Source organism: Murimonas intestini (assembly GCF_024622195.1).
Taxonomy (GTDB): domain Bacteria; phylum Bacillota; class Clostridia; order Lachnospirales; family Lachnospiraceae; genus Murimonas; species Murimonas intestini.
Genome location: NZ_JANKBI010000011.1, coordinates 80,128 through 101,286 on the forward strand (window position 1 = coordinate 80,128; position 21,159 = coordinate 101,286).

18 protein-coding genes and 1 other RNA gene are annotated in these 21,159 nt (G+C 47.3%); 3 read left to right on the forward strand and 16 right to left on the reverse strand.

Features of this window, described 5'->3' with window-relative positions; genetic code table 11:
- Nucleotides 1-16: 16 nt before the first annotated feature.
- The 5 genes from NSB28_RS15470 to tadA form a co-directional block, all read right to left on the reverse strand.
- Complete coding sequence (locus NSB28_RS15470) at nt 17-703, reverse strand: DNA alkylation repair protein (protein WP_109747610.1); 687 nt, start codon at nt 701-703, stop codon at nt 17-19.
- A gap of 8 nt (nt 704-711) precedes the next feature.
- Nucleotides 712-1,548 (reverse strand): deoxyribonuclease IV, encoded by an 837-nt coding sequence (locus NSB28_RS15475; protein WP_109747609.1) that lies wholly within the window; start codon nt 1,546-1,548, stop codon nt 712-714.
- Between the two features lie 19 nt (nt 1,549-1,567).
- Complete coding sequence (locus NSB28_RS15480) at nt 1,568-2,476, reverse strand: LysR family transcriptional regulator (RefSeq protein WP_257497567.1); 909 nt, start codon at nt 2,474-2,476, stop codon at nt 1,568-1,570.
- A gap of 121 nt (nt 2,477-2,597) precedes the next feature.
- An RNA gene (gene ffs, locus NSB28_RS15485) (signal recognition particle sRNA large type) lies at nt 2,598-2,859 on the reverse strand.
- Between the two features lie 24 nt (nt 2,860-2,883).
- Nucleotides 2,884-3,381: a tRNA adenosine(34) deaminase TadA gene (gene tadA, locus NSB28_RS15490; protein ID WP_109747551.1), complete on the reverse strand. Its 498-nt coding sequence runs from the start codon at nt 3,379-3,381 to the stop codon at nt 2,884-2,886.
- A gap of 208 nt (nt 3,382-3,589) precedes the next feature.
- On the opposite strand from tadA, the gene NSB28_RS15495 reads away from it, so the two are divergent.
- On the forward strand, nt 3,590-4,288 hold the full coding sequence (locus tag NSB28_RS15495; protein ID WP_109747550.1) for an anaerobic ribonucleoside-triphosphate reductase activating protein: 699 nt from the start codon (nt 3,590-3,592) through the stop codon (nt 4,286-4,288).
- 257 nt (nt 4,289-4,545) lie between these two features.
- On the opposite strand, the gene NSB28_RS15500 is transcribed toward NSB28_RS15495, so the two are convergent.
- The 5 genes from NSB28_RS15500 to NSB28_RS15520 form a co-directional block, all read right to left on the reverse strand.
- Nucleotides 4,546-6,291 (reverse strand): DUF6128 domain-containing protein, encoded by a 1,746-nt coding sequence (locus NSB28_RS15500; protein ID WP_109747549.1) that lies wholly within the window; start codon nt 6,289-6,291, stop codon nt 4,546-4,548.
- A gap of 40 nt (nt 6,292-6,331) precedes the next feature.
- Nucleotides 6,332-8,590 carry a glycoside hydrolase family 95 protein gene (locus tag NSB28_RS15505; protein ID WP_109747548.1) on the reverse strand — a complete coding sequence of 753 codons (2,259 nt, stop codon included), beginning with the start codon at nt 8,588-8,590 and terminating at the stop codon, nt 6,332-6,334.
- A gap of 196 nt (nt 8,591-8,786) precedes the next feature.
- Nucleotides 8,787-9,608, reverse strand: a complete 822-nt coding sequence (locus tag NSB28_RS15510; protein WP_109747547.1) for a carbohydrate ABC transporter permease — start codon at nt 9,606-9,608, stop codon at nt 8,787-8,789.
- On the reverse strand, nt 9,605-10,483 hold the full coding sequence (locus tag NSB28_RS15515; protein WP_109747546.1) for a carbohydrate ABC transporter permease: 879 nt from the start codon (nt 10,481-10,483) through the stop codon (nt 9,605-9,607). The genes NSB28_RS15510 and NSB28_RS15515 overlap by 4 nt, the downstream gene beginning before the upstream one ends.
- 147 nt (nt 10,484-10,630) lie before the next feature.
- A complete protein-coding gene (locus tag NSB28_RS15520; protein ID WP_109747545.1) occupies nt 10,631-11,947 on the reverse strand; it encodes an ABC transporter substrate-binding protein in 1,317 nt (438 codons plus the stop codon).
- Between the two features lie 373 nt (nt 11,948-12,320).
- Here NSB28_RS15520 and NSB28_RS15525 point away from each other — a divergent pair, with 373 nt between their 5' ends.
- Nucleotides 12,321-14,123, forward strand: coding sequence for a sensor histidine kinase (locus NSB28_RS15525; protein ID WP_109747544.1), 1,803 nt, complete (start codon nt 12,321-12,323; stop codon nt 14,121-14,123).
- A 3-nt stretch (nt 14,124-14,126) separates the two neighbouring features.
- Nucleotides 14,127-14,888, forward strand: a complete 762-nt coding sequence (locus tag NSB28_RS15530) for a response regulator transcription factor (protein ID WP_109747543.1) — start codon at nt 14,127-14,129, stop codon at nt 14,886-14,888.
- On the opposite strand, the gene NSB28_RS15535 is transcribed toward NSB28_RS15530, so the two are convergent.
- The 6 genes from NSB28_RS15535 to NSB28_RS15560 form a co-directional block, all read right to left on the reverse strand.
- Nucleotides 14,883-16,232, reverse strand: a complete 1,350-nt coding sequence (locus NSB28_RS15535) for an MATE family efflux transporter (RefSeq protein ID WP_109747542.1) — start codon at nt 16,230-16,232, stop codon at nt 14,883-14,885. The genes NSB28_RS15530 and NSB28_RS15535 overlap by 6 nt on opposite strands.
- Before the next feature lie 78 nt (nt 16,233-16,310).
- Nucleotides 16,311-17,054, reverse strand: a complete 744-nt coding sequence (locus NSB28_RS15540; RefSeq protein WP_109747541.1) for an MBL fold metallo-hydrolase — start codon at nt 17,052-17,054, stop codon at nt 16,311-16,313.
- A 128-nt stretch (nt 17,055-17,182) separates the two neighbouring features.
- Entirely contained in the window at nt 17,183-18,184 is a 1,002-nt protein-coding gene (locus tag NSB28_RS15545) for a tocopherol cyclase family protein (protein WP_109747540.1), read from the reverse strand.
- On the reverse strand, nt 18,159-19,649 hold the full coding sequence (locus NSB28_RS15550) for an FAD-dependent oxidoreductase (RefSeq protein WP_109747539.1): 1,491 nt from the start codon (nt 19,647-19,649) through the stop codon (nt 18,159-18,161). The genes NSB28_RS15545 and NSB28_RS15550 overlap by 26 nt, the downstream gene beginning before the upstream one ends.
- 196 nt (nt 19,650-19,845) lie before the next feature.
- Nucleotides 19,846-20,610 (reverse strand): Uma2 family endonuclease, encoded by a 765-nt coding sequence (locus NSB28_RS15555; RefSeq protein ID WP_109747538.1) that lies wholly within the window; start codon nt 20,608-20,610, stop codon nt 19,846-19,848.
- Nucleotides 20,611-20,981: 371 nt separating this feature from the next.
- Entirely contained in the window at nt 20,982-21,098 is a 117-nt protein-coding gene (locus tag NSB28_RS15560; RefSeq protein WP_148411904.1) for a type II toxin-antitoxin system RelE/ParE family toxin, read from the reverse strand.
- Between the last annotated feature and the right edge of the window lie 61 nt (nt 21,099-21,159).

The window sequence follows — 21,159 nt, forward strand, 5'->3', positions numbered from 1 at the left end:
TGTAAACCTCATACTTTCATTTCCTCTTCATGCTGCGTATCATCTGCTTGGTTTCCTTGTCCACACACAGAGATTCTGTGATCTTGGCAAGCGCTTTATTGTAGGTGAAATCATCCAGGCGGGAACGTTTCAGATACTCCAGCGTGATATCCGCAAATCTGATAAAGCAGATGGAGATGGCCCATGCAGCAGCCATCTTCACATAATATTCTTCACTGCACACTCTATCCAGGATTTCAAGGTCAGCCTCTATGTGCTCTTCATCCACAAAATACTGAAGCATCATTACAATAGCAAAACGCACGCAGAATGGCCTTTTATCTTTAAAATAATCCTGGATGAACTCCCACATTTCTGCAGGATACTCTTTTGTGATCTTCAGTCCTGAGCAGAAGCTGTCACAAACAGACCAGTTATCAATCTTTGGTACAAAGTCTCTTATCAGACCCTGAACCACATCCAGATCTTCTTTTAAATAACCGATCACCATACCCTGAAGCATAATTTCCTCATACGAATCATCCAGAGCCTGCTCAAAGTATTCCTTCCAGTTACCGCGCGCCGCCTGTTTAGCGATCCTGCGCAGCGCTGGCAGGCGCACTCCAAGCACATTTCTGACACCCGGCATCAGCCCCGCGGTGAATTCTCTGAAGTCAGGTTCTGACAGCATATCCAGCTGCTTTCTTATCTCTCCAGCAGTCATATACGCCTTCACCCCTGATGTTCCATGGACCTGAGCATAGCAATCTCCCTGGTCCAGCCCTCATCGTCATTTGGCGTCTCCAGAATAAACGGAAGGTCATGGAGCGCCGGATGGTTGATGATCCTTTCAAACGCCTCCAGCCCTATCATGCCTTCTCCTATCCTGGCATGCCTGTCCTTATGGCTTCCCATGGGATTCATACTGTCATTGACATGAACTGCTTTGAGCCTGTCCATCCCGATCACTCTGTCAAACTCTTCCAGCACATCATCCAAATGGCCTGCAATGTCATATCCTCCGTCCCACACATGGCAGGTATCCATACACACTCCCAGCTTTTCCGTCACTTCCACTCTGTCAATAATGGCGCGCAGTTCTTCGAAATTCCTGCCCACTTCACTGCCCTTGCCGGACATCGTCTCCAGCAGTACAATAGTGCTCTGCTCCGGTTTAAGCAGTTCATTCAGCATATCCGCGATCATGGCTATCCCCGCCTCAGGCCCCTGCTTCACGTGGCTTCCCGGATGGAAATTATAATAATTGCCGGGTGTATATTCCAGCCTTTTCAGGTCATCCTCCATGATGTTTCTGGCAAACTCCCTCAGGCCCGGGTCCGCCGAGCACGCATTCATTGTATATGGAGCATGGGCCACAAGCCTTTCTATCTTCTGCTCCCTGGCCAGCTCAAGAAATGCCTCCACGTCTGAGGGCACTATCTCTTTAGCCTTTCCTCCCCGGGGATTCCTTGTAAAAAAAGCAAATGCGTTTGCCCCAAGCTTCACCGCCTGCTTTCCCATAGCCAGATATCCCTTGGAAGACGATATATGGTTTCCTATCTTTATCATTTCTTTCTCCTCCTCTGCTTCATTCCCGCACAGCAATATATCCTGCGTTTTCTTCCAGATATTCCCCTGTGTCATAATTCTGAAGCAGTTCCTTTACATACTGCATCCCCTCTGTAAATCTCTTGTTTTTATGATATACAAGGCTGAAGCTCCTGTTCCACGCATGCTCTCTGCTGTCGAATATCTTTACTTCCCCGCTGCGTATTTCTTTTTCCAGAAGCCTTGACGAGACTACTGCCAGGCAGCCATTCTCCAGAATGGCGCTCCTGATGACGTCGATCTCACTGGCCTCCATCCTTATATGTATGGATATCTTATTTTTGTCCAGATACTCTTCAAACAGCGCCCTTGTACCGCTGCCTTCCTCCCGCATGACAAAGTCCAGACCTTCCAGGTCCCTGACATCCAGGACTTCTTTCTCTGCAAATGGGTGGGTCCTGGCACATGCCAGTACAAGAACATCCTCTATCATAGGTATACTGACAAGTTCAGGGCTCTTTACCCTGCCCTCCACTATGCCAAGATCCAGTTCTGCATTTAAAAGGCGTTCCTCCAGCATCCTGGTATTCCCCACGTATGCATATATCTCTGTCTGGGGGCAGCTCTTCCTGAAATCCTGCAGCAGCCTTGACAGCAGGAAACTCCCAACTGTTCTTGTCACACCGATCTTCAGCCTTTCCTTCATTCCTTCCCCGGACATCTCTTCTTCCAGCCTGTCAAACTGTTCTACAGCAACTCTGGCCAGTCCCAGCAGATGCCTGCCGGCCTCCGTAATATACAGCTTTTTGGCATAGCGTTCAAACAGCTGCACATGGTAGTGCTCCTCCAGCTCACGTATAGCCTGGCTTACAGTGGGCTGCGATATATACAGCTGTTCTGCAGCCTGGCTCATCTTACCGGTGTCAGCTACCGCAATAAATATTTTCAAATGCCGGACCGTCATTGAATCACCTGCCTCTCCTCCTGCTTTGACCCTAAAAAGGCCTCCAAAGTCTTATGACTCTGAAAGCCTTACAAAATTCATATCCGGATTAATATCTTTTTTTAACCCGTGCGCCGCACTTCGAAACCCCACCACGGACGTTACTCTTACAGTTAACTCAGTCCAGGCTGCCTTACGGCACACAGGAGATTCTACTTAGTGCTGCTCCATTCCTGACCTGACACGGTTCATAGATTCCTGTTGCGTAAGACCCAGACGTCAACGCCACTTATAAAAGGCAGCTCCGCAATGAAAGCTCCTCAGATTGGCATCACCCCTACTGTAGCGGATTGTAGGTACAGGGCACCGCTGACTCCCCGGCTGCACGGATATCCTATACTATACCTTGTTTTTTATGTTTTGTCAATTCTTTCTGACCGCACAATTTTTGTTTTCTTGCGCTCTCTTAACTCCCTGAAAAACTCACTCAGCATCCTGCTGCACTCTTCCTGAAGAATTCCTCTCTCCACCTCAGCCTTGTGGTTGAACCCGTCCATCTCCAGGATATTCAGAACAGAACCGGCACACCCAGCCTTTGGATTCATGCTCCCAATGACCACGCGGTCCACCCTTGCCTGAATGATTGCCCCGGCACACATCTGGCAGGGTTCCAGCGTCACATAAAGGGTACAGCCCTCCAGCCTCCAGTCCCCCAGCTTTTTGCTTGCCTTCCTGATGGCCAGCAGCTCGGCATGTGAAAGTGTATTTTTATCCGTATTCCTTCTGTTGTAGCCTCTTGCAATGATCTGCCCCTCATGCACTATGACACATCCAATCGGCACCTCATCCAGGGCAGCAGCCTTCTTTGCCTGACGGATGGCTTCCTTCATATATTTTTCGTCGTCTGTCAATTCCTTCCCGCCTTCCAAATTTTAATTGTATATTTAAGGGTTACTATCCAGTCTACTACATTTCATGCAGCAGCTCAAATATTTTCTGGTCAACTATCTGAATCTGTGATAAAGTTGTTACTGGTCACACGTCACCATCGCGGAGCGTGTTACTGGTCACGGAGTGAACAGCAACATAAAGTTTAGGCATGAAAGGATGCGAGCTATTATGAAAATACATGGATTTAATACTCTGACTCTTCTTGACTACCCCGGGCACCTGGGCGCCACCTTATTCCTGGGGGGCTGCAATTTCCGCTGCCCTTTCTGCCAGAATGCAGGGCTTGTGCTGTCCCCTCAGTCAGAGCCATATATAGAGGAGGAAGAAGTCTTCTCCTACTTAAAAAAAAGAAGGGGTATACTGGAAGGGGTATGTATAACAGGCGGAGAGCCCACGCTGTATGAAAATGAGCTTCCCGGATTTATCAGCAGGATTAAAGATCTGGGATACCTGGTGAAACTGGATACAAACGGAACTAATCCTGAACTCATCAGGACTCTCAGAGAAAACGACCTTATAGATTACGCAGCCATGGATATTAAATCCTCAAAGGAAAACTACGGGAAAGTGGCCGGTGTAAAGGATTTGGATATCTCCTCTGTCTGCCGGTCAGTGGAATATCTGATGAACAGCGGTATGGATTATGAATTCCGTACAACTGTAGTCAGAGAACTGCACAGTACAGAAGATTTCGTGTCTATCGGAAAATGGCTGGCAGGCTGCCGGGCCTATTACCTTCAGGCCTACAAGGACTCAGAGAACGTGATCCAGAGAGGTTTTTCATCCTTTTCCCGGGAAGAGCTGGATGATTTCTGCAGGCTGCTGCGGCAAACCATGCCTCTTGTTAAGACCCGCGGGATTGACTAGAGCATTTTTCGAACAGGCGCTAAACTCTTATCTATAAAGTCCGCCTGCCTGGGTTTTCCCCGGCGGGCGGACTTTTCATTACTGGTCACTCCGTGACCAGTAACACGCTCTGCGATGCACAGAAACGGCAAAAACCGCCGTTTCGCGCTGCAACCCTCGGGATTTTCGTGCAAATACGCACGAAAACACCTCGCGGGATGGTGACTGTGAATAGTAACTGTCACGCCCCTCTATAGCCAAATACACATGCTGTCCTGTCAGTCAACAAGACGGCACCAATATCCGAAGCCTGGCCGCCGCCTTTCCCTGTCTGCTTTTTTAAACAGCGTAAAACCAAACATATTTGCCATGTAGCGTTCCTGGTTGTCAAACACTCCGGGAATACCCAGAATATACCCGCCCTTCTTAAGCCTGCCCATAAGCAGATGGCGGTAATTATAATACCCATGAAGAAGGAAGCTGTTCTTTCCCAGATTCCAGTGATTTTGTCTGAGATACTTAATATCATCAGGGCAGATCCTGATACACTCGATCACTTCATCGTCTCCAAATGGCTGGATAGACGGATACCGCTGCAGAAGCTGGCCCCACCGCTGTTCCAGACTCGGTGCCGGCAGCGGCTGCTGTCCGCCTCTCCTCTGCATATTGGCTCTCTGCTGCATGTTCCCTCTCTGCATTCCCCCAGTCGGTCCTCCCTGCTGTCCTCTCCGCTGTATCCCTCCTGACCTTCCCGTGCCTGCATTCGTAGCAGATCTTCTACCCATAACAAGGGCTTCTGCCGCCTCCTGGGCTGCCACGGCCGGCTCTCTGTCAGGGCAGTTCCCTTCTTCACTCAGACCATCACTGCTGCCATCCCCGGCGCTGTATGCTTCCTCTTCATATACACCGGCAGCTCCCTCCAGCGTATCAGCCTGCTCCGTACATGTCCCTTCTGCCGGCACACCATCCCCCGGCAATTTTCCGCCTGATATTTCAGGCTCCCTGATACGTGTACCTGCTGCATCTGTCGGGTCTTCTATATCTGACCTGTCGGTCTCATCTGGGGTATCTGCCGTTTCTATAGCTTCTGCTCCATGGATTGTTTTGGTTGGATCAAGTGTATCCGCTGGGTCTGCTGCATCTATAGCCTCATCTTCGTCTGCGGTATCAGCTGCATCCCTGGATTCCTCTGCTCCGGCAGTATCTACTGCATCCATGGTCTCCTCTGCCCCCGTAGTTTCTGCTGCATCTATGGTCTCATCTGCTCCTGCGGTTTCCTCTGCGTTTATGTTTTCCACTGCTCCTATAGCATCTGCTGCACCTGTGGTTTCCTCTGCTCCGGCAGCGTCTGTGGTTTCCGCGGCTTCCGCGGCTCCTATACTTTCCTCTGCATCTGTGGATTTCTCTGCTCCGGCAGTATCTGCCGCCTCTATGACATCCTCTGCCCCGATTATTATTTCGGCTGCGTCTGCACCATCTGCTGCACCTATGTTTTCCGCTGCATCTCCCTCCGGTACAGCATCACCAGACACTTTATGAATCTCCTCATCCCCAGCAGCCTCTTCCGTTTCCCGGCCTTCTTCCCCTGCTCCTGTGGGATCAGGTAAATCAGTCATACCAGACTGGCTGCCTGGGACCTCTTCCACCAGCTTAGATACATCCAAAGGCTCATCCACCCAGAAGGCAGCGTACATGCCTCCGCCCTCTTTTTGGATCCACAGGCCTACCAGATCCCTCAGGCTGTATTCTGAGCCGCCGATCTTATCTGAATCTGTCACAAATTTTTTCTCAGCGCTGCCCCCGCTCACAGGCATCATACCCAGATAGACACCGGGCAGCCATTCTCCTTCGCGGATTACCCCATAAACTTTACAGATTCCGTCGTCTTCCTGTGTATCCCGCAGGTGGATCCTCATCCTGCATTCTCCGTTTCTGGATTCTATCTTTGCGAATCCGGCACCGGCATCTTTTCTTCCTTCTCTATACCCGTAGACATAAGCCACAAAACGTCTATATTCCGCCAATCATGTCTCTCCCCGGAAATTCTTTACGCTATTATATGGCTTAAGACTCCAAAACATTCCAAACCTGGATACGCTTTAGGTCCCGAAGGTAGATAGTACGTTCTTCTCCCCCCAGGACTGTCCTGCACCAGCATCTCCTGTCCGGAGTAAACCAGGCCCTGCAGCCTTCCTTATCCCATTCAATATCAACTGTTATGCCTCCTCTGGCCCTCAGTCCATATACAGCTCCGCTCTCCCACTGCTTTGGAAGACAGGGCAGGATATGTATGACGCCGCTATGGCTCTGGAGAAGCATCTCTGCGATACAGCTCGTCAGCCCTGTATTGCCGTCCAGCTCATAAACATTGTCAAAAGACCCGGCTCCCCTTGTGGGCGGATGAATGATAAAGCAGTTAGGCTCTAAAAGCTTTTCCAGCATTGCCTGAATGTGACGGTACGCCTCATCGGGGTGATGAAGCCTGGCCTCGTACAGCATCAGCATGGAGCGGGCCCATCCTGTGTCCTCCCAGTTCTCTTCCGGGCTGAGCCTGGACTGGATCGTCCGCTCGGCTGCCTCTGCCAGCTCTTTATCATCAGCCGTGATCTGGTCAAAGGGAAACAGTCCAAGCAGGTGGCTGGTATGGCGGTGCTGCACGTCAGCTGCCGGATAGTCATGGCTCCACTCTGCAATAGTCCCATCCTCTTTGATCCTGTATGGCAGCAGCTTAGGAAGCTGTTCCTGGACTTTTTTGCGCAGCCTGTTCTGTCTTCTCAGGATCTCACATGTCTGATCATAGATCTTGTAGAGCTCACGGATCATGAGTATCTCATAAGTACACCCATTGCTCATCTGATATGTTTTTCCTCCCACCAGGAAGCTGTTTTCAGGTGAGATAGACGGTCCGCAGGTCAGCATACCAGTATCCCCATCCTCAAACACATAGGAGGTAAAGAATTCCGCTGCCTCCTTCACCGCCGGATACAATACGTCCCGCAGGAACAGCCTGTCCTGGGTGAATTGATAATGCTCCCACATATGAGTCAGTATCCATACTCCGCCCGTAGGACAGGGAGAGATAGGTGATGCCCAGTAAGGTGCAGTAAATGCCCAGCTGTTAGAGACGATCTCCGCCACCCAGCCCTTTCTGCCATAGCTCTCACGGGCTGTCTGCCGGCCTGAGGGAACAAGTCTGTCTGTAATATATCTAAAAAGGCTGTCCTCTGTCTCCGGCAGGCCCGTCACCTCGGCCGGCCAGTAATTCATCTGAGTATTGATATCCAGATGCATGTCACATGTCCAGCCGATCCTGCAGGCCACATTGTCATTCCACACTCCCTGCAGATGAGCCGGAAGCCTGGAATCTTTCCGGGAGCTGGACAACAGCAGATAACGTCCCATCTGGAACATAAGAGGTGCCATCTGTGCTGCCGCCTCACAAGAGCTGCTGCCGATCTTAAGGCTGGCCCTGTTCATCAGGGGCCTGAAATCATCCACATGCTCTTTTAGCAGCCTGTCCAGATCCATGGATTCCGCGCTTATCAGCCAGCGGTTCATCTGCATCTGGATCTCCCTGACCTTTGCTTCCCTGTCCATGTCCTCCATATCAAAATCCGTATTCATTAAAATATAGAGAAGAAGGCGGGATGCCTTCCTTATGGTGATCCCATCCTCTCCGATTTCCGGATAACCATCTGTTACCATAGCTGCTTTTCCCAGCAGCAATGTACCTGTACTTCCGTCACTGTGCATTTTCTCATGGGCATCGCAGATGAAAAAAACTCCACCATCATGATACCTGACATATTCCCCTTCTCTCTCAGATATAAAGCGCAGCGTCAGCTCCATTTCTTTTTTGGGCCCGGTAACCTCATATACCATCAGCCTCCGTACATTTGTGGCAAAAGCCCGTCTGGCAAAATGATCCTCCCCTGACTTATATGATACAGATACGATCCCTGTCTCCAGATCCAGCTCTCTCTCATAATCCGACACATCCTCCGCTCTGTGTCCAAACCCGATCTCCAGATGGCCAACTGGCAGATTCGTACCATAATTATTCCTTCTGCCTATGAATCCCTCCGAAGTCTTAAGTGCAGACTCATAGTCTCCCGCCTCAGTTTCCCTGCGCATCTTCTCAAATGCCCGGGCAGCACCCGGCTGATTGTCCTCTGTGCTTTTATTTCCGCTGAAGAATGTATTTTCTGACAGGTCAATTCTCTCTTTCTCAATTCCTCCGTAAAACATCCCCCCTATATGGCCGTTTCCTATTGGAAATGCTTCCCCCCAGCGGCTTGCTGGTATATTTCTGATTATCTTCATAATTGTTTATCTCCTCATCTTAATTCACTTATATACATTTTAAGGAGAAATTCCTCAAAACGCAAGTGAAACAGGGCATTTATTCATAACTGTTAAAATATTAAAAATACAGCGGTCCGCTCCATCTGTAAATGGCCGTGTACCCGCTGCATTTTTATATTGCCGTGCATTTTTGCACCCTTGCCTCATTTTCTTTTTATTCTTTTACAGCTCCTGATGTGAGTCCTCCCACGATATATCTCTGCCCCAGCAGATATACTATGATTACCGGGAGACATGTCAGTACGATGTCTGCAAAGATGTAGTTCCAGTAGTTGGTATTCTTTCCAAAGAACTGGTACACTGCCATGGTCATAGGGAACATGGAGCTCTTGCTGGACAAGTATAACGGTGTGAGGAAATCGCTCCATACACCCATAAACTGCAGGATAAAGCATGTCATCAGGGTTGGCTTCAGCATTGGGACAATGATTTTAAAGAACAGGCTCATAGGCCCTGCCCCATCGATCACGGCTGCCTCATCCATTTCCACAGGCACAGATGAGATAAAGTTTCTGATCGTAAAGACACAGAACGGAATCATTGCGCTTGTAAATACTATCAGGATACCTATCTTTGTATTGTTCAGGCCTATCGTAGAGAGTACCCTGACAAGTGTTACATAGTTTACAGGGAAGAAAAGACCGCACAGTACGAAATAATACAGGAAATTATTTACTTTATTTCTTCTCCGGCTCATGACAAATGAGGCCATTGCTGATGATACAACTCCCACAAGTGTAGAAACCAGCGCATAGAGCATACTGTTACTAAATCCCTGCAGCAGCTTTCCTTTCTCAATTACCTCCACATAGTTGGAGAACATCCACTCTGTGGGAAGGGAGAGGCTCATCCTTGCCGCTTCCGACTTTGTTTTAAAGGAGTTAATGAGCACCATGAAGAACGGAAGCACGACCGCCAGACACAAGGCTATCATCAGCGCATGTTTTAAGACAGACTGTATTCTCTTTTTCGTCATTGCTGCACCTCCTGCTTACTCATCTGTCTGACCACGAACACTCCGATGATTGCCGTGATTACCAGAAGTATAGTATTAAGCGCCGTGGACATTCCATACTGGCCTGTAGAATAGAGCTGGTATGAATATGTAGACAGTACCTCTGTGGCATGTCCGGGACCGCCGTTTGTCAGAACGTAAACGATATCAAATACTTTCAGGCCGTATGTAATACCAAATACCAGGTTGATCATGATAGATCCTGAAAGCATGGGCAGCGTGACATGGCGCAGCCTCTGCCAGAAATTGGCTCCGTCGATCTGGGCCGCCTCATAATAGGACTTTGGTATAGCGCTCAATCCTGCTATGAAGATCGTCATAACATAACCGATACCCCTCCAGGCGTCCACACCGAAAATAGATTTCCAGACAACGTCCAGGTCAGACAGCCATTTCTGCTTCAGGAACCCTAAATGTAATGCTTCTAATGTAACATTCAATAAACCTGTCTTATAATTAAAGATTGATTTAAAAATCAGGCCAATGATCACAAACGGAAGTATGGACGGAAGATATAACAGCGTCCTGTATAACCCTTTTGCTTTCATGCCTTCATTCAGAAGAATGGCAAGCAGAAGAGCCGGGATCAGTTTAATAATATTGGAGACTACCGTAAACATCAGGGTATGTCCTATACCCGTCAGGTAGTCCTTATCTGAGGTAAAGATCTCCTTGTAGTTTTCAAACCCGATAAAATTCACTTCTCCCAAACTTCTGGCATTCCAGTCTGTGAAGGAATAGCCCACGCCCAGAGCACTGGGAAGGAGGAAGAATATTGCATAGAGGGCAATCGGGATAATTAAAAACCAGGATGGATAAATTCTCTTTTTATTCACGATATCACCGCTTTCTTCTTATATGTCACGCGCCTGTCAAACTCTGCCATTGTGCATTGCCGCAGTACCCGTGTTAGATAGAATATGCCGAGAGCAGTACTCTCGGCATATATGCTTGATATACTGTCGGGTGACCCCTGCCAGTCCTTAGTTCCAAGCCTCGTCTTTAGCAACCTTCGCTGCCTCAGCCCTGTTTGTGTCCATGTTCTTTAAAACATCGTTCGCTTCCATTGTTCCCTGGCAGTAGGATACCAGGTCTGCTCCGAAGTTTGACCAATAATCATTTGTATATTTTGTACCTGTCTGAAGTACTGGTGTAGACATTTTAGTCTTGTCAATAGAATTCATGAACTCTTCTTCTTCCGGCAGCCAGTGCTGTTCGATTCCGTCATCATTCATATCCAGGTTTGTATAAGAAGGTGAGTTGTCCAGGATCTCCTGTAAGCTTTCTGTTGTTGTTACAAAATCAAAGAATGCTTTCACTAAATCCTCATGCTCTGTTCCCTTGTATCCAAACATTGTAGGTCCTGCAGGGTTAGTCGGGAATGTGTCATTGTCGCCTAATGGAAGGAGGAACAGTCCCCACTCATCATCAGAACCAGTTTCTTCCTGGAGTTGTTTGATATAGCTGGAGTTTGCCATTGCCATTGCACAGGCTCTGTCACCAAATTCATTTACCATGTTAGAGCTGTCTGTTCCGATCCAGTCTTCTCCGAAGTATCCTTTGTCAGAGAGTTCTTTGAACTGTCCCAGCACTTCGAGCATCTTCTCATTGTCTGCAAATGTAGCTGTATTATTATTCAGTCCCTCATACAGTCCCGGTGTTGCTTCTTCATATACGCCGCCGATCTGGAAGAAAGCCAGCTGGTGCTGCCATCCGTCTGCGCCCGGCAGGAACCACGGTGTGATGCCTTCAGCTGCGATCTTATCGCAAGCGCTTAAGAGTTCAGCATATGTTGTAGGAATTTCAATTCCCAGTTCTTCAAATAATGTCTTGTTATAGACCATTACATACTCCGGTGAATTATGCCAGATCTGAAGCCCGTATAATTTATCATTGAATGTACAGGATGAAAGTCTTGTCTCCGGCATTTTGCTTTCCCACTCAGCGCCTGTGAAATCGATGCAGTATTTTTCAGGATCTACGATCACAGAACCGATAGCAAATGGGTTTGACTGGATCCAGAAGATATCAGCACATGAATCAGTTGATAATTTAGACTGAAGCACATCTGAATACTGGTCAGCAGGAATTGTCTGAAGGTCAACAGTTACATCATATGTCTCTTCAAAGCGGGCTATTGTCTCATCATAACGGTTGTCCATCCAGCCTGTTGATACCAGGATACTGAGTTCCTCACCTGCAAAATCAGCTGTGGCATCATCTGCCGCCATTGCTGTTCCCGGAACCATTGTTGCTACCATTGCTGCGCATAACATAGCGCTGACTAACTTTTTCTTCATCTTGTTACCTCCCGTTTTTGGTTTGATTTGTTTTCTCCGCAAGCTTTTGTTTAATGTTTAAACTAATTGTACATGAAACGGTTCGTTCAGTCCATGCACTTTTTTTCACAGATTTTGGACATTTTTTACATTTTGCTTAATTTCAGCTGTATTTAAATCATTTTTTAGTCAAAATCACATTTATATGTTTCTCCCATTTAAAATACTCCTGGCTTTTTGTATATTTTAGTTATAATTGAACCCTTTACTGTTCTGCGGGAAGTTGTTGCTGTTCAATATTTTATTCTTTTCTTTTTTATATATTTTGATATACTGATATACAAGACACTGTAATTTATCTGAACTATACCACCTATAAGGAGCCTGCACAAATATGAAAAAGATGAAACTGCAGACCAGATTCTTTCTGGCTTATTTCTTTCTGGCCCTCGTTATCATATCTGCTTTTTCTGTCATCTTTTACCGCTATACCTCCCGTATCCTTATCGAGCAGGAGACAAAAGCGGCAATCAGCCTGAACTCAGGTTTTCTTACACAGACTGAGCAGATCATAGATGACATGGACAGCGTTTCTATCAATATCAGCTACAGCAACCTTGTCAAAGACAGCCTGTACGAGGATCTGGATATTGCAACAGGATCTGATGAATTCCGGAACCTGGCTAACCTTTTTGTGAGCATCAACGGCGCTGATATTAAAGTGGACCAGATCAACCTGTATGATTTTGAGGGTCACGTAATCCAGGTGGGCATCAAGTCAAAAGCCTCTTCTGTAAATCTGGAGGAATATGACTGGTTTGACACAGTCCAGGCTCTGGAAGGCAAAAAGTATATCAGCACCCCCTACCAGACGACAGCCCTTTCCGCCAACTTAAACACAAGGCTTTCTCCTGTGTGGTATATTTCCCTGTACCGCTCCTTCAATAATAAATACAAAAAGGAAATGGGCGTTATTGAGACAGTAAAAAAATGCAATTCTGTATTTAAATACATTATCTCTTACCAGAAAAAAAATGATAACCCTGCAGGCGTATATATCTACAACAGCGAAGGCACTCTGATGTATCCCTTTTCTATAGGTAGTGAAGAGAAGGACAAGATCCCTGATTATTATCATGCAATTGATGATTTTGTTTCCAGCAGAAGCTATACTAACCCCATAAGCGGCCTCAGAGAGATCATGGCTTATGAATCTTCCTCCTACACAGGCTGGACATATATTACTGTACAGCCCGAAAATATCATCCTGGCGCCTGTTCACAATCTGGTGAAGCTGCTCCTGCTGGTGGTATTCCTTATGCTGGTTTTCTCAGCTTTTTTGTCCTACCAGCTGTCCAGAAGCCTGTCACGCCCAATCAAACAGCTGCGCAGCATTATCAAAAAAACAGCTCTTGCCACACTTGGCCAGCAGCCCGCCCCCATCAACATGCCATATGATGAGCTGGAGGAACTAAACCAGGCATTCCAGAAGATGAGCTCTGACTTAAAGACTTCAATGGATGAGCTTATTGATACAAGACAGCAGGAGCTTAAATCCCGCAGCCTTGCCCTGCAGTCCCAGATCAACCCTCACTTTTATTACAATACTCTCTCCAGTATTATTGTGCTGGCGGAAAACAACCAGTCTGACGAGGTGGCCGTCCTGTGCAGGAATCTGACCAAGATCATGCGGTATATCACAAATTCAGGTACTCAGACAGTAATGCTTAAAGAGGAGATCGAATACGTGAAGGAGTACCTGTACTGTATGAAGGTGCGCTACCAGTCCAGCCTGGATTATGAGATCGATATTGATAATTCCATATTAGAGGAGCCTATACCGAAGCTGATCATCCAGCCTATTGTAGAAAATGCCCTCAAATACGGGACAGACTGCATCCCTCCATGGAACATCACTGTAACAAGCCAGGTCACTCCTGATTTCTGGCAGATCGATGTAACAGACTCTGGAAATGGCTTTACCGAGGACAGGATCGCTCTCATAGACAGCAGGATAAAAGAAGCCGGGGAGCGTACAGGGATGCCGGAGCTTCAGATAAATGGGCTGGGATTGTTAAATGTTTATCTAAGATGGAAACTTTACTGCCAGGATGATATAATTTTTACATATGGAAACACTGAGGATGGCCATGGAAAAGTATCCATAGGCCGAAGAAAGAAAATAACAGGAGAATAACAGATGGAACAGCCAGCTTATACCATAGTTGTGGCAGAGGATGAAGAACTGCTGCTGAACAACCTGATTCAGAAAATCGAGAAAGCAAGCCCTTATTTCACAGTTATAGGCAAAGCACAGACAGGCATACAGGCTTATGAGCTAGTCAAGGAGCTGAACCCGGACCTTGTCATCACAGACATTAAAATGCCTGTAATGAATGGCATTGAGCTCCTTGAGAAGGTACATAACCGTTATCCCTTTATTAAATTTATCATAATCAGCGGATTCTCTGATTTTGAATATGCAAAAAGCGCGATCCGGCTGCAGGTCTCTGATTACCTTTTAAAGCCTGTTGACCCGGAGGAATTAAGCTCTGCCCTTGCAGCCGTCCGCGAACGTTTTGAGATAGAGCGAAGCGCATATGCGGATATTTTCAATCCTGAAATGACACGCAATACCCCTGAACAGATCGCGGAAGCACTGAAAAATTACCTGGTGCACAATTACAATGTAGATATCAATCTGAACCTGATAGCCACCAACATGAATTACAGTTCCAGCTATCTGACAAAAATATTCTGCCAGAAATACGATGTGACGCCGTCCAGGTTCATCACTTCCATGCGTATCTCCCAGGCTAAACACTACCTGCTCCACAATCCCGAGCTGTCTATAAAGCAGATCGGCGAACTGGTAGGTTATCAGGACCAGGGATACTTCAGCAGGATCTTTAAGAAACAGGTGGGTGTCAGCCCCTTCGATTACCGGGAGAATCCCTTATAATGAAGCATGCTTATGAAGGGAAGAGCTTTTTCTTCCGGCTGCGGACCAGATGCTTACAGGAACCGTCAAAAGCTCTGCTGCGGGAACAACTGCCCACACTCCCTCCATCCCCCACAAGCGGGGAAAGATCATGACAAGAATGATATCAAGTACAACACCTCTTAACATGGCTATCAGCAGGGATGGGCCCGGCTGTCTTTTTGCGGCGCATAATGCGGATGCGACCACATTGATCCCCATTGGCACAAATGCCAGAAAATAAGTCTCAATCCCTCCTCTGGCTGTCTGCCAGAACCCATAATCACCTGAATGGTTAAAGACCCTGATAAGGAAATCCCTTCCCAGGATCCCGCCCACGCAGCAGGCTGTGCCCAGGAAAAGGGCCAGAATAAGGCCATGGGACCGTATATATCCCACTTCCTTATACTTTCCTTCCCCATATTTTCTGCTGACAAGCGGCTGTATTCCCTGGGCGATGCCTGTGAATACAGCTGCTGCTATGAGGGCAATATTAGCGATCACACCATAAGCCGCTACCCCTGTATTCCCTCCGATATCCAGAATGACAAAATTAAACATCAGTATCACGATTCCCGCCGATACCTCAGTAACAAATGAAGCACCGCCCAGGAGAACGATCCCTGTCACTTCCTTTATCTTAAGATGTGATCTCTGATACTTAAAATGATTCTTTTTCTTTATAAAATACAGTGACAATACACACATGCTGATGACCGGAGAGAGCCCGGTGGCGAAGGCCGCCCCAAACATTTCCCATTTAAATCCAAACACAAACAGGATATCCAGCACGATATTTGACATGTTTCCCGACATCATGGCTGCCATGGAAAGCTGGGGGCTTCCGTCATTCCTTACAAAACTTACAAGGACATTGTTGATCAGAAAAGCCGGGGAAAACAGCATCAGTGTCCTCATATAAGGAACCAGTTCCCTGAGCACCGAATCGTCGGCCCCAAGCGCAGTGCCTATGGCGCCGGTGAATATTCCCCCGGCCAGCATAAATAAAACTCCCGCGGTCACAGCCAGAATTACCGCCTGCGAAAAGGCCCTGTCTGCAGCCTCATACTCGCCTTTCCCCCTCGCCATAGAATATCTGCTGGCAGCCCCAATGCCAAGCATAAGCCCGGTTCCATTTACCGCCGCATAGACAGGCAGCACAAGATTCAGTGCCGTGAGTCCGTTATTTCCCACGCCGTTAGCAATGCACAGGGTATCCACAAATATAAAACAGGACATTCCGATCATGCTCAATATATTAAGTGTGACATATTTCCAAAAAGTATTTCTCAGCTGTATTTTTTCAAATTGTGTTATATTTTCCATTTTTCTCCTGATAGCTGCGTAAAAAGCACCAGCTCTCTATGCCCAAGGCCTGACGACATAGATGCTGATGCTTTTTGATCATGCTCCGCCCGGCGACGAAAGCATTAAGCTCTTATAATTTTTATTTCTCACTTCAAATGACTGTCCCTGCCTGGTGATATCCGCTACAGTCTCTATCCCGGGTTCATCCTTATACTGCTGTTTAAACTTATGTATCACTGTATAATCACTCCAGCAGTGCATTGGAAAGATGATTCCCGCTCCCACGCTCCTCATGAAATATTCTATTCCTCTTGCATAGTGCTGTTCGAGCCTTCCGTCAAGAGGCAGGAATGCCGCGTCAATCTCACGGCCCTTCAGCTTGTCTGTGTATTCCCGGTATTCCCGGCTCATCTTCTCATTGTCTTCTTCCGGCTCGCCTTCCCATGTCCAGTCATTCAGATCTCCTGCATGATAGACTGTATCCATGCCTGCACTTACCAGAAATGCCACCCCTTCATCAGTGGATCTGACAGTCTCAACAATGATCTGGCCTGCTTCCCTCTTCATATCCGGCCCCATAAATACGGTCCTGTCCATCATTTCATCAGGCACCCTGCCCTTACGTATATCATCTGACAGGATAAATACGGCCTTTGGAAACAGCTTCGGCAGATCAAAGATCGCAGGTGAAAAATGATCGCCATGCCTGTGGGATGCAAATACATAAAGAGGCTTTTCCCTGTTCATCGGCGGAAGCGTGCCCTTAAAGTAATCAAACAGAAGATATACAGAACTGCACTCCACCAGAAATGAGCTGTGATAAATATAGGTTATCTTCATTTCGTGTTACTCCCCTTAAAAATTAGCAGCTGCCATATTCCCTGGCGGCCTGCAGCTGCGCGATATTTGACTTCCGGCTCTATCCTATCACAGCTTGACCGCCTTTGTCTATCAGGTATTTGAATTCTTTATCGCAAGTTTCCCCTTTCTCTTCTCTCCGCGCTCGCTTTCTCACTCGTCATGTCGAAAACAGGTTTCCCGTTTGAAGTCAGACGGCATCTGACCCGGCATCTGGGCCTCTCCATGATAAACTGAGACATTCTGCCCCACCGGGGAGCTCTCAGGGCAATTCCTCCGCCTTTTTCCCTCCCTGCGGTCTCCTTACTGCTTTGCCCGGATGTCTCATACATCCTTACCTTAAGCAGCAGGTCCTTCTGCCTGATCCATATCTCATTTCCGTCATTTTTTATGATCCTGGCCCCTTTGTAGGTAGTTATCCTGTACTCCTCTCCGCCGATCAGTGCTGAAAAGATAATACCTGTAAACGTCCCTGGACTCTTAGTGATCTGACTGTCCTTACATAACCTTCCGGCCACAGGATGCCCTGCGAAGCCCGGAAGCGGTATTTCCGCCACTGCCAGCATAAGGCTGTGACCTGCACGTTCCCCCCAGCTGCACTGCAGCCATGTGTAGGCAGATGGGAATGAAGTGCCCCTGTCTTTTTCTATATATCCTCTGCCCCCGTCAAAATTAACCGTCCTGCCGTTTATATCAAGCTCGCCTTTAAGCTCATGGGACATGCTCAGTATACCGTGGTAGCACTGCATAAACGGGACTGCCGCAAAGGGACCCATGATATCCTTCTTGGGAGGCTTTACCTGACTGTATTCTATTTTGCCTTTTACACGCATTCCCTCACACTCAAAATCAACCTCAATGCTGTTAATGGAAAACCTGCTGTTTCCGATATGGCAGTAAAATCCGCTTTCCGATGCATAGAATCTGGACGCCGGGTATTCCATGAAGCCTGTTTTTTCATTTACAATGACCTGGAGAGAGGCAGATCTTTCCCCTCTTTCATCCACATGAAATGCAGGGATAAAGCACACCGTATCTTCCCCTGACTGATGTTTCAGGTACCATCCCTCAAAGTAACTGCTCTTTTTATTTCTCCCATGAAATTGTTTCATCGCAGATTCCCTCCTGTGCCGGATTATCCAGCAGATTTCCCCTGTAATCAAATCTCGAACCGTGGCATGGGCAGTCCCAGCTCAATTCCTGCGGATTCCATGTGAGCTGACAGCCCAGATGGGGACACCTGGTAGTCACAAAATGAGGCTCACCGCTTTCATCCTTATATACGCCCACCTTTTCTCCCTGATACTGAACTACTCCCCCATGTCCGGCAGGTATCTCATCCACCTTTTCCTTTGGCAGAGAAAAATTCTGGGCTATCAGGCTCTTCGCCGAATGAACGCCCTCTTTAAACATCTCCGGAACTGCCGTGCCAAGCTGGAACCGCTGCGGGCTGAAGACCTCAGCATATGGCACCCCGGCCCCTGTGATCATACCTGTAATGACAGTCGCTGCTGCCATAGATGAGGTCATTCCCCATTTCCTAAACCCGGTGGCCACGTACCAGTTGGCAGTCTTGGCAGAATATTTCCCGATATACGGCACCTCATCTATTGTCATGCAGTCCTGGGCGGACCAGGCCGTCTTAAGCCGGCAGCCGGGCCAGTAGGAATTCGCCGCTTCCTCCAGGCGTTTGTACTGTCCTCCTGCTTCATTTTCTCCGGTACGGTGCCCATAACCGCCTAAAAGCAGATAATCCCCATAACCTCGGAATGACAGCGCCCTGCCGTCATAATTCCCCACATGGCTGCCAGGACAAGGGTCTACCCCAAGATACATATCCTTCATCCGGGGGCATCCGGTAAATGCCGCCGCATAACTTCTCTCCTGATGCATCCTCATAAAATAGAAACCCGGAACATTGATAAAAGGGAAGTGAGAAGCGAATATAATATGTTCCGCCTTCACATTCCCATATTTAGTCTCTATGACGCCGCCCTCCACACGCTCCACAGGAGTATTTTCCACAATATCAAGTTCCTCCGAAACTGCCTTTAAAAACTTGAGCGGATGGAATCTGGCCTGATCCTTATACGCTATAGCTGCCCTCACCTGAAAAGGCAGCTCTGTCTGAAGAGTAAACTTGGCGCCCAGGCCCAGTTTTTCAGCCGCCCTGGTCTCTTCCCATATCTCTTTTTCTTCCATTACCGAGTACAGATATGAGGTGCACTCCTCAAAGTCACAGTCAATTTTTTTCTCTTCTATCAGTCTTTTATAATGGCGCAGAGCCTCCTGATTTGCGAACGCATATTGCTGGGCTTTCCCCAGTCCCATCTCGCGGATCAGGTTCTCATAGATCAGTCCGTGGGAAACTGTGATCTTGGCCGTAGTTCTCCCCGTCTGCCCGCTTCCGATCCTGCTGCCTTCTATGACCAGCACATCCATTCCCGCCTGTTTTAAAAAGTAAGCCGTGAGGATCCCTGCAAGGCCGCCTCCTATCACAGCAGCCTGGACGTTTCTGCCTCCGGAAAGCTGCTCCCGCCCAGGTATCTCAGTTGTCATCTCCCATATAGATTCCATGGTTCACCTTCTTATCTGTCATAATCCGTTATTTCCATCGGAAACTGTTCGATGCCTTCACAGTTACATGCACAGACCTGCTGAATAATTACTTCAATCGTTACTATTTGTCCGCGGAAATGAAACGGCAGTTTTGCTGCCTTTTTAGTATGTATAATTTACGAAATTTTATACAGTTTATTTTATCCTCAGTAAGTCAGGACACACTCACGGCCCATTTTGCAATCTGCTGAAACTTAAGGGTCAGCTTTCCTTCATAAATATTTACCGGAATATCTGCATCAATGGGATAGATTGCTGGTGAAACCTCACCTTTAAAAAAATATACCAGCACTCTCTTCTTGTAGGGATCTACGATCCAGTATTCATGCACTCCCGCCTGTTCATATTTATACAGTTTTGTAATATAGTCCCTGTGCTTAGTCCCCGGTGAAATAACCTCAAGGACAAAATCCGGGGCGCCCATTATGTTACGTCTTTCAATCTGGTCCGGATTGCACACAATGATCACATCCGGCTGGATCATTGTCTTCTCATCGTTGTCCAGCTGGACGTCTATGGGTGAGATAAAGGGCGTACAGGCTCCGCCCTGCTCCATAATGTAATTTGCTACCTGCCGGTATACTTCGCCTGCCATGAGCTGATGAAAGGTTGTGGGTGATGCCATATCATAAAAGTATCCATCGATCAATTCTACCCTCTGTTCATCCGGCAGCGCACGATAATCATCTATGGTATATGTGCCGGGCTTCCTCTCTGCTCCATAGGCCGAAGTTTCCCTCACCACCATCGGCTCCGCAAACACCCGCTCAAGCGCAGTGAGAGTATCATACCTGGGACTCTTCGTCTCACCGTTAAAAATCTTCTGAACCGTCCCAAGCGGCACGCCGGACAGATCCGCGATCTGGGCATATGTATATCCCCGCTCCTGCTTCAGCTGTTTCATTTCCTGAATCGTCATAAAATATTCCTCCTTTTATCCACTTTTGTTATATATATAATACCATTTAAATCACCGTTTGTGAACCTTATTTTAGTTTTTATTGGATTGTATGCGGTTATTTTTACATTTTTTATTATCATTTTTTATTATTATCCCCGTAATTAAACCGTTTTATATCCATGTCTCACAATGCTCTAAAAAAACCGTTGCTTATATTAGCAACGGCCTTACTATTTCTTATTCTAAACATTATTGTAATTGTTCAGTACCTTCACAATTACATATAAAAATCCATTTAAAATCGCCTTCGGCGATGGGATTTTTGCACCCTTGAATCATTTTCTTACGATCTGTGCAGTAAATGCACAGACCTGCTGAATAGATACACATTATTTCATATAACGTTTTAATTCCTCATAAAAATTCTCACGTGTACCTGCCAATATTACAACGACGACTTTATCATCCTCCTCATAAATGCGATAGGCTATTTCATAGCTTGTCAAGGAAGAAGCGGAAACTCTGTATCATCATAATTGTTAACTGTTAACTTTCTGAAAGCACAGC

Coding starts and splice junctions, on each gene's coding strand:
- NSB28_RS15470 (WP_109747610.1), bottom strand. CDS start 703: ATGACTGCTGGAGAGATAAGAAAGCAGCTGGATATGCTGTCAGAACCT.
- NSB28_RS15475 (WP_109747609.1), bottom strand. CDS start 1,548: ATGATAAAGATAGGAAACCATATATCGTCTTCCAAGGGATATCTGGCT.
- NSB28_RS15495 (WP_109747550.1), top strand. CDS start 3,590: ATGAAAATACATGGATTTAATACTCTGACTCTTCTTGACTACCCCGGG.
- NSB28_RS15505 (WP_109747548.1), bottom strand. CDS start 8,590: ATGAAGATAATCAGAAATATACCAGCAAGCCGCTGGGGGGAAGCATTT.
- NSB28_RS15510 (WP_109747547.1), bottom strand. CDS start 9,608: ATGACGAAAAAGAGAATACAGTCTGTCTTAAAACATGCGCTGATGATA.
- NSB28_RS15520 (WP_109747545.1), bottom strand. CDS start 11,947: ATGAAGAAAAAGTTAGTCAGCGCTATGTTATGCGCAGCAATGGTAGCA.
- NSB28_RS15525 (WP_109747544.1), top strand. CDS start 12,321: ATGAAAAAGATGAAACTGCAGACCAGATTCTTTCTGGCTTATTTCTTT.
- NSB28_RS15530 (WP_109747543.1), top strand. CDS start 14,127: ATGGAACAGCCAGCTTATACCATAGTTGTGGCAGAGGATGAAGAACTG.
- NSB28_RS15535 (WP_109747542.1), bottom strand. CDS start 16,232: ATGGAAAATATAACACAATTTGAAAAAATACAGCTGAGAAATACTTTT.
- NSB28_RS15540 (WP_109747541.1), bottom strand. CDS start 17,054: ATGAAGATAACCTATATTTATCACAGCTCATTTCTGGTGGAGTGCAGT.
- NSB28_RS15545 (WP_109747540.1), bottom strand. CDS start 18,184: ATGAAACAATTTCATGGGAGAAATAAAAAGAGCAGTTACTTTGAGGGA.
- NSB28_RS15550 (WP_109747539.1), bottom strand. CDS start 19,649: ATGGAATCTATATGGGAGATGACAACTGAGATACCTGGGCGGGAGCAG.
- NSB28_RS15555 (WP_109747538.1), bottom strand. CDS start 20,610: ATGACGATTCAGGAAATGAAACAGCTGAAGCAGGAGCGGGGATATACA.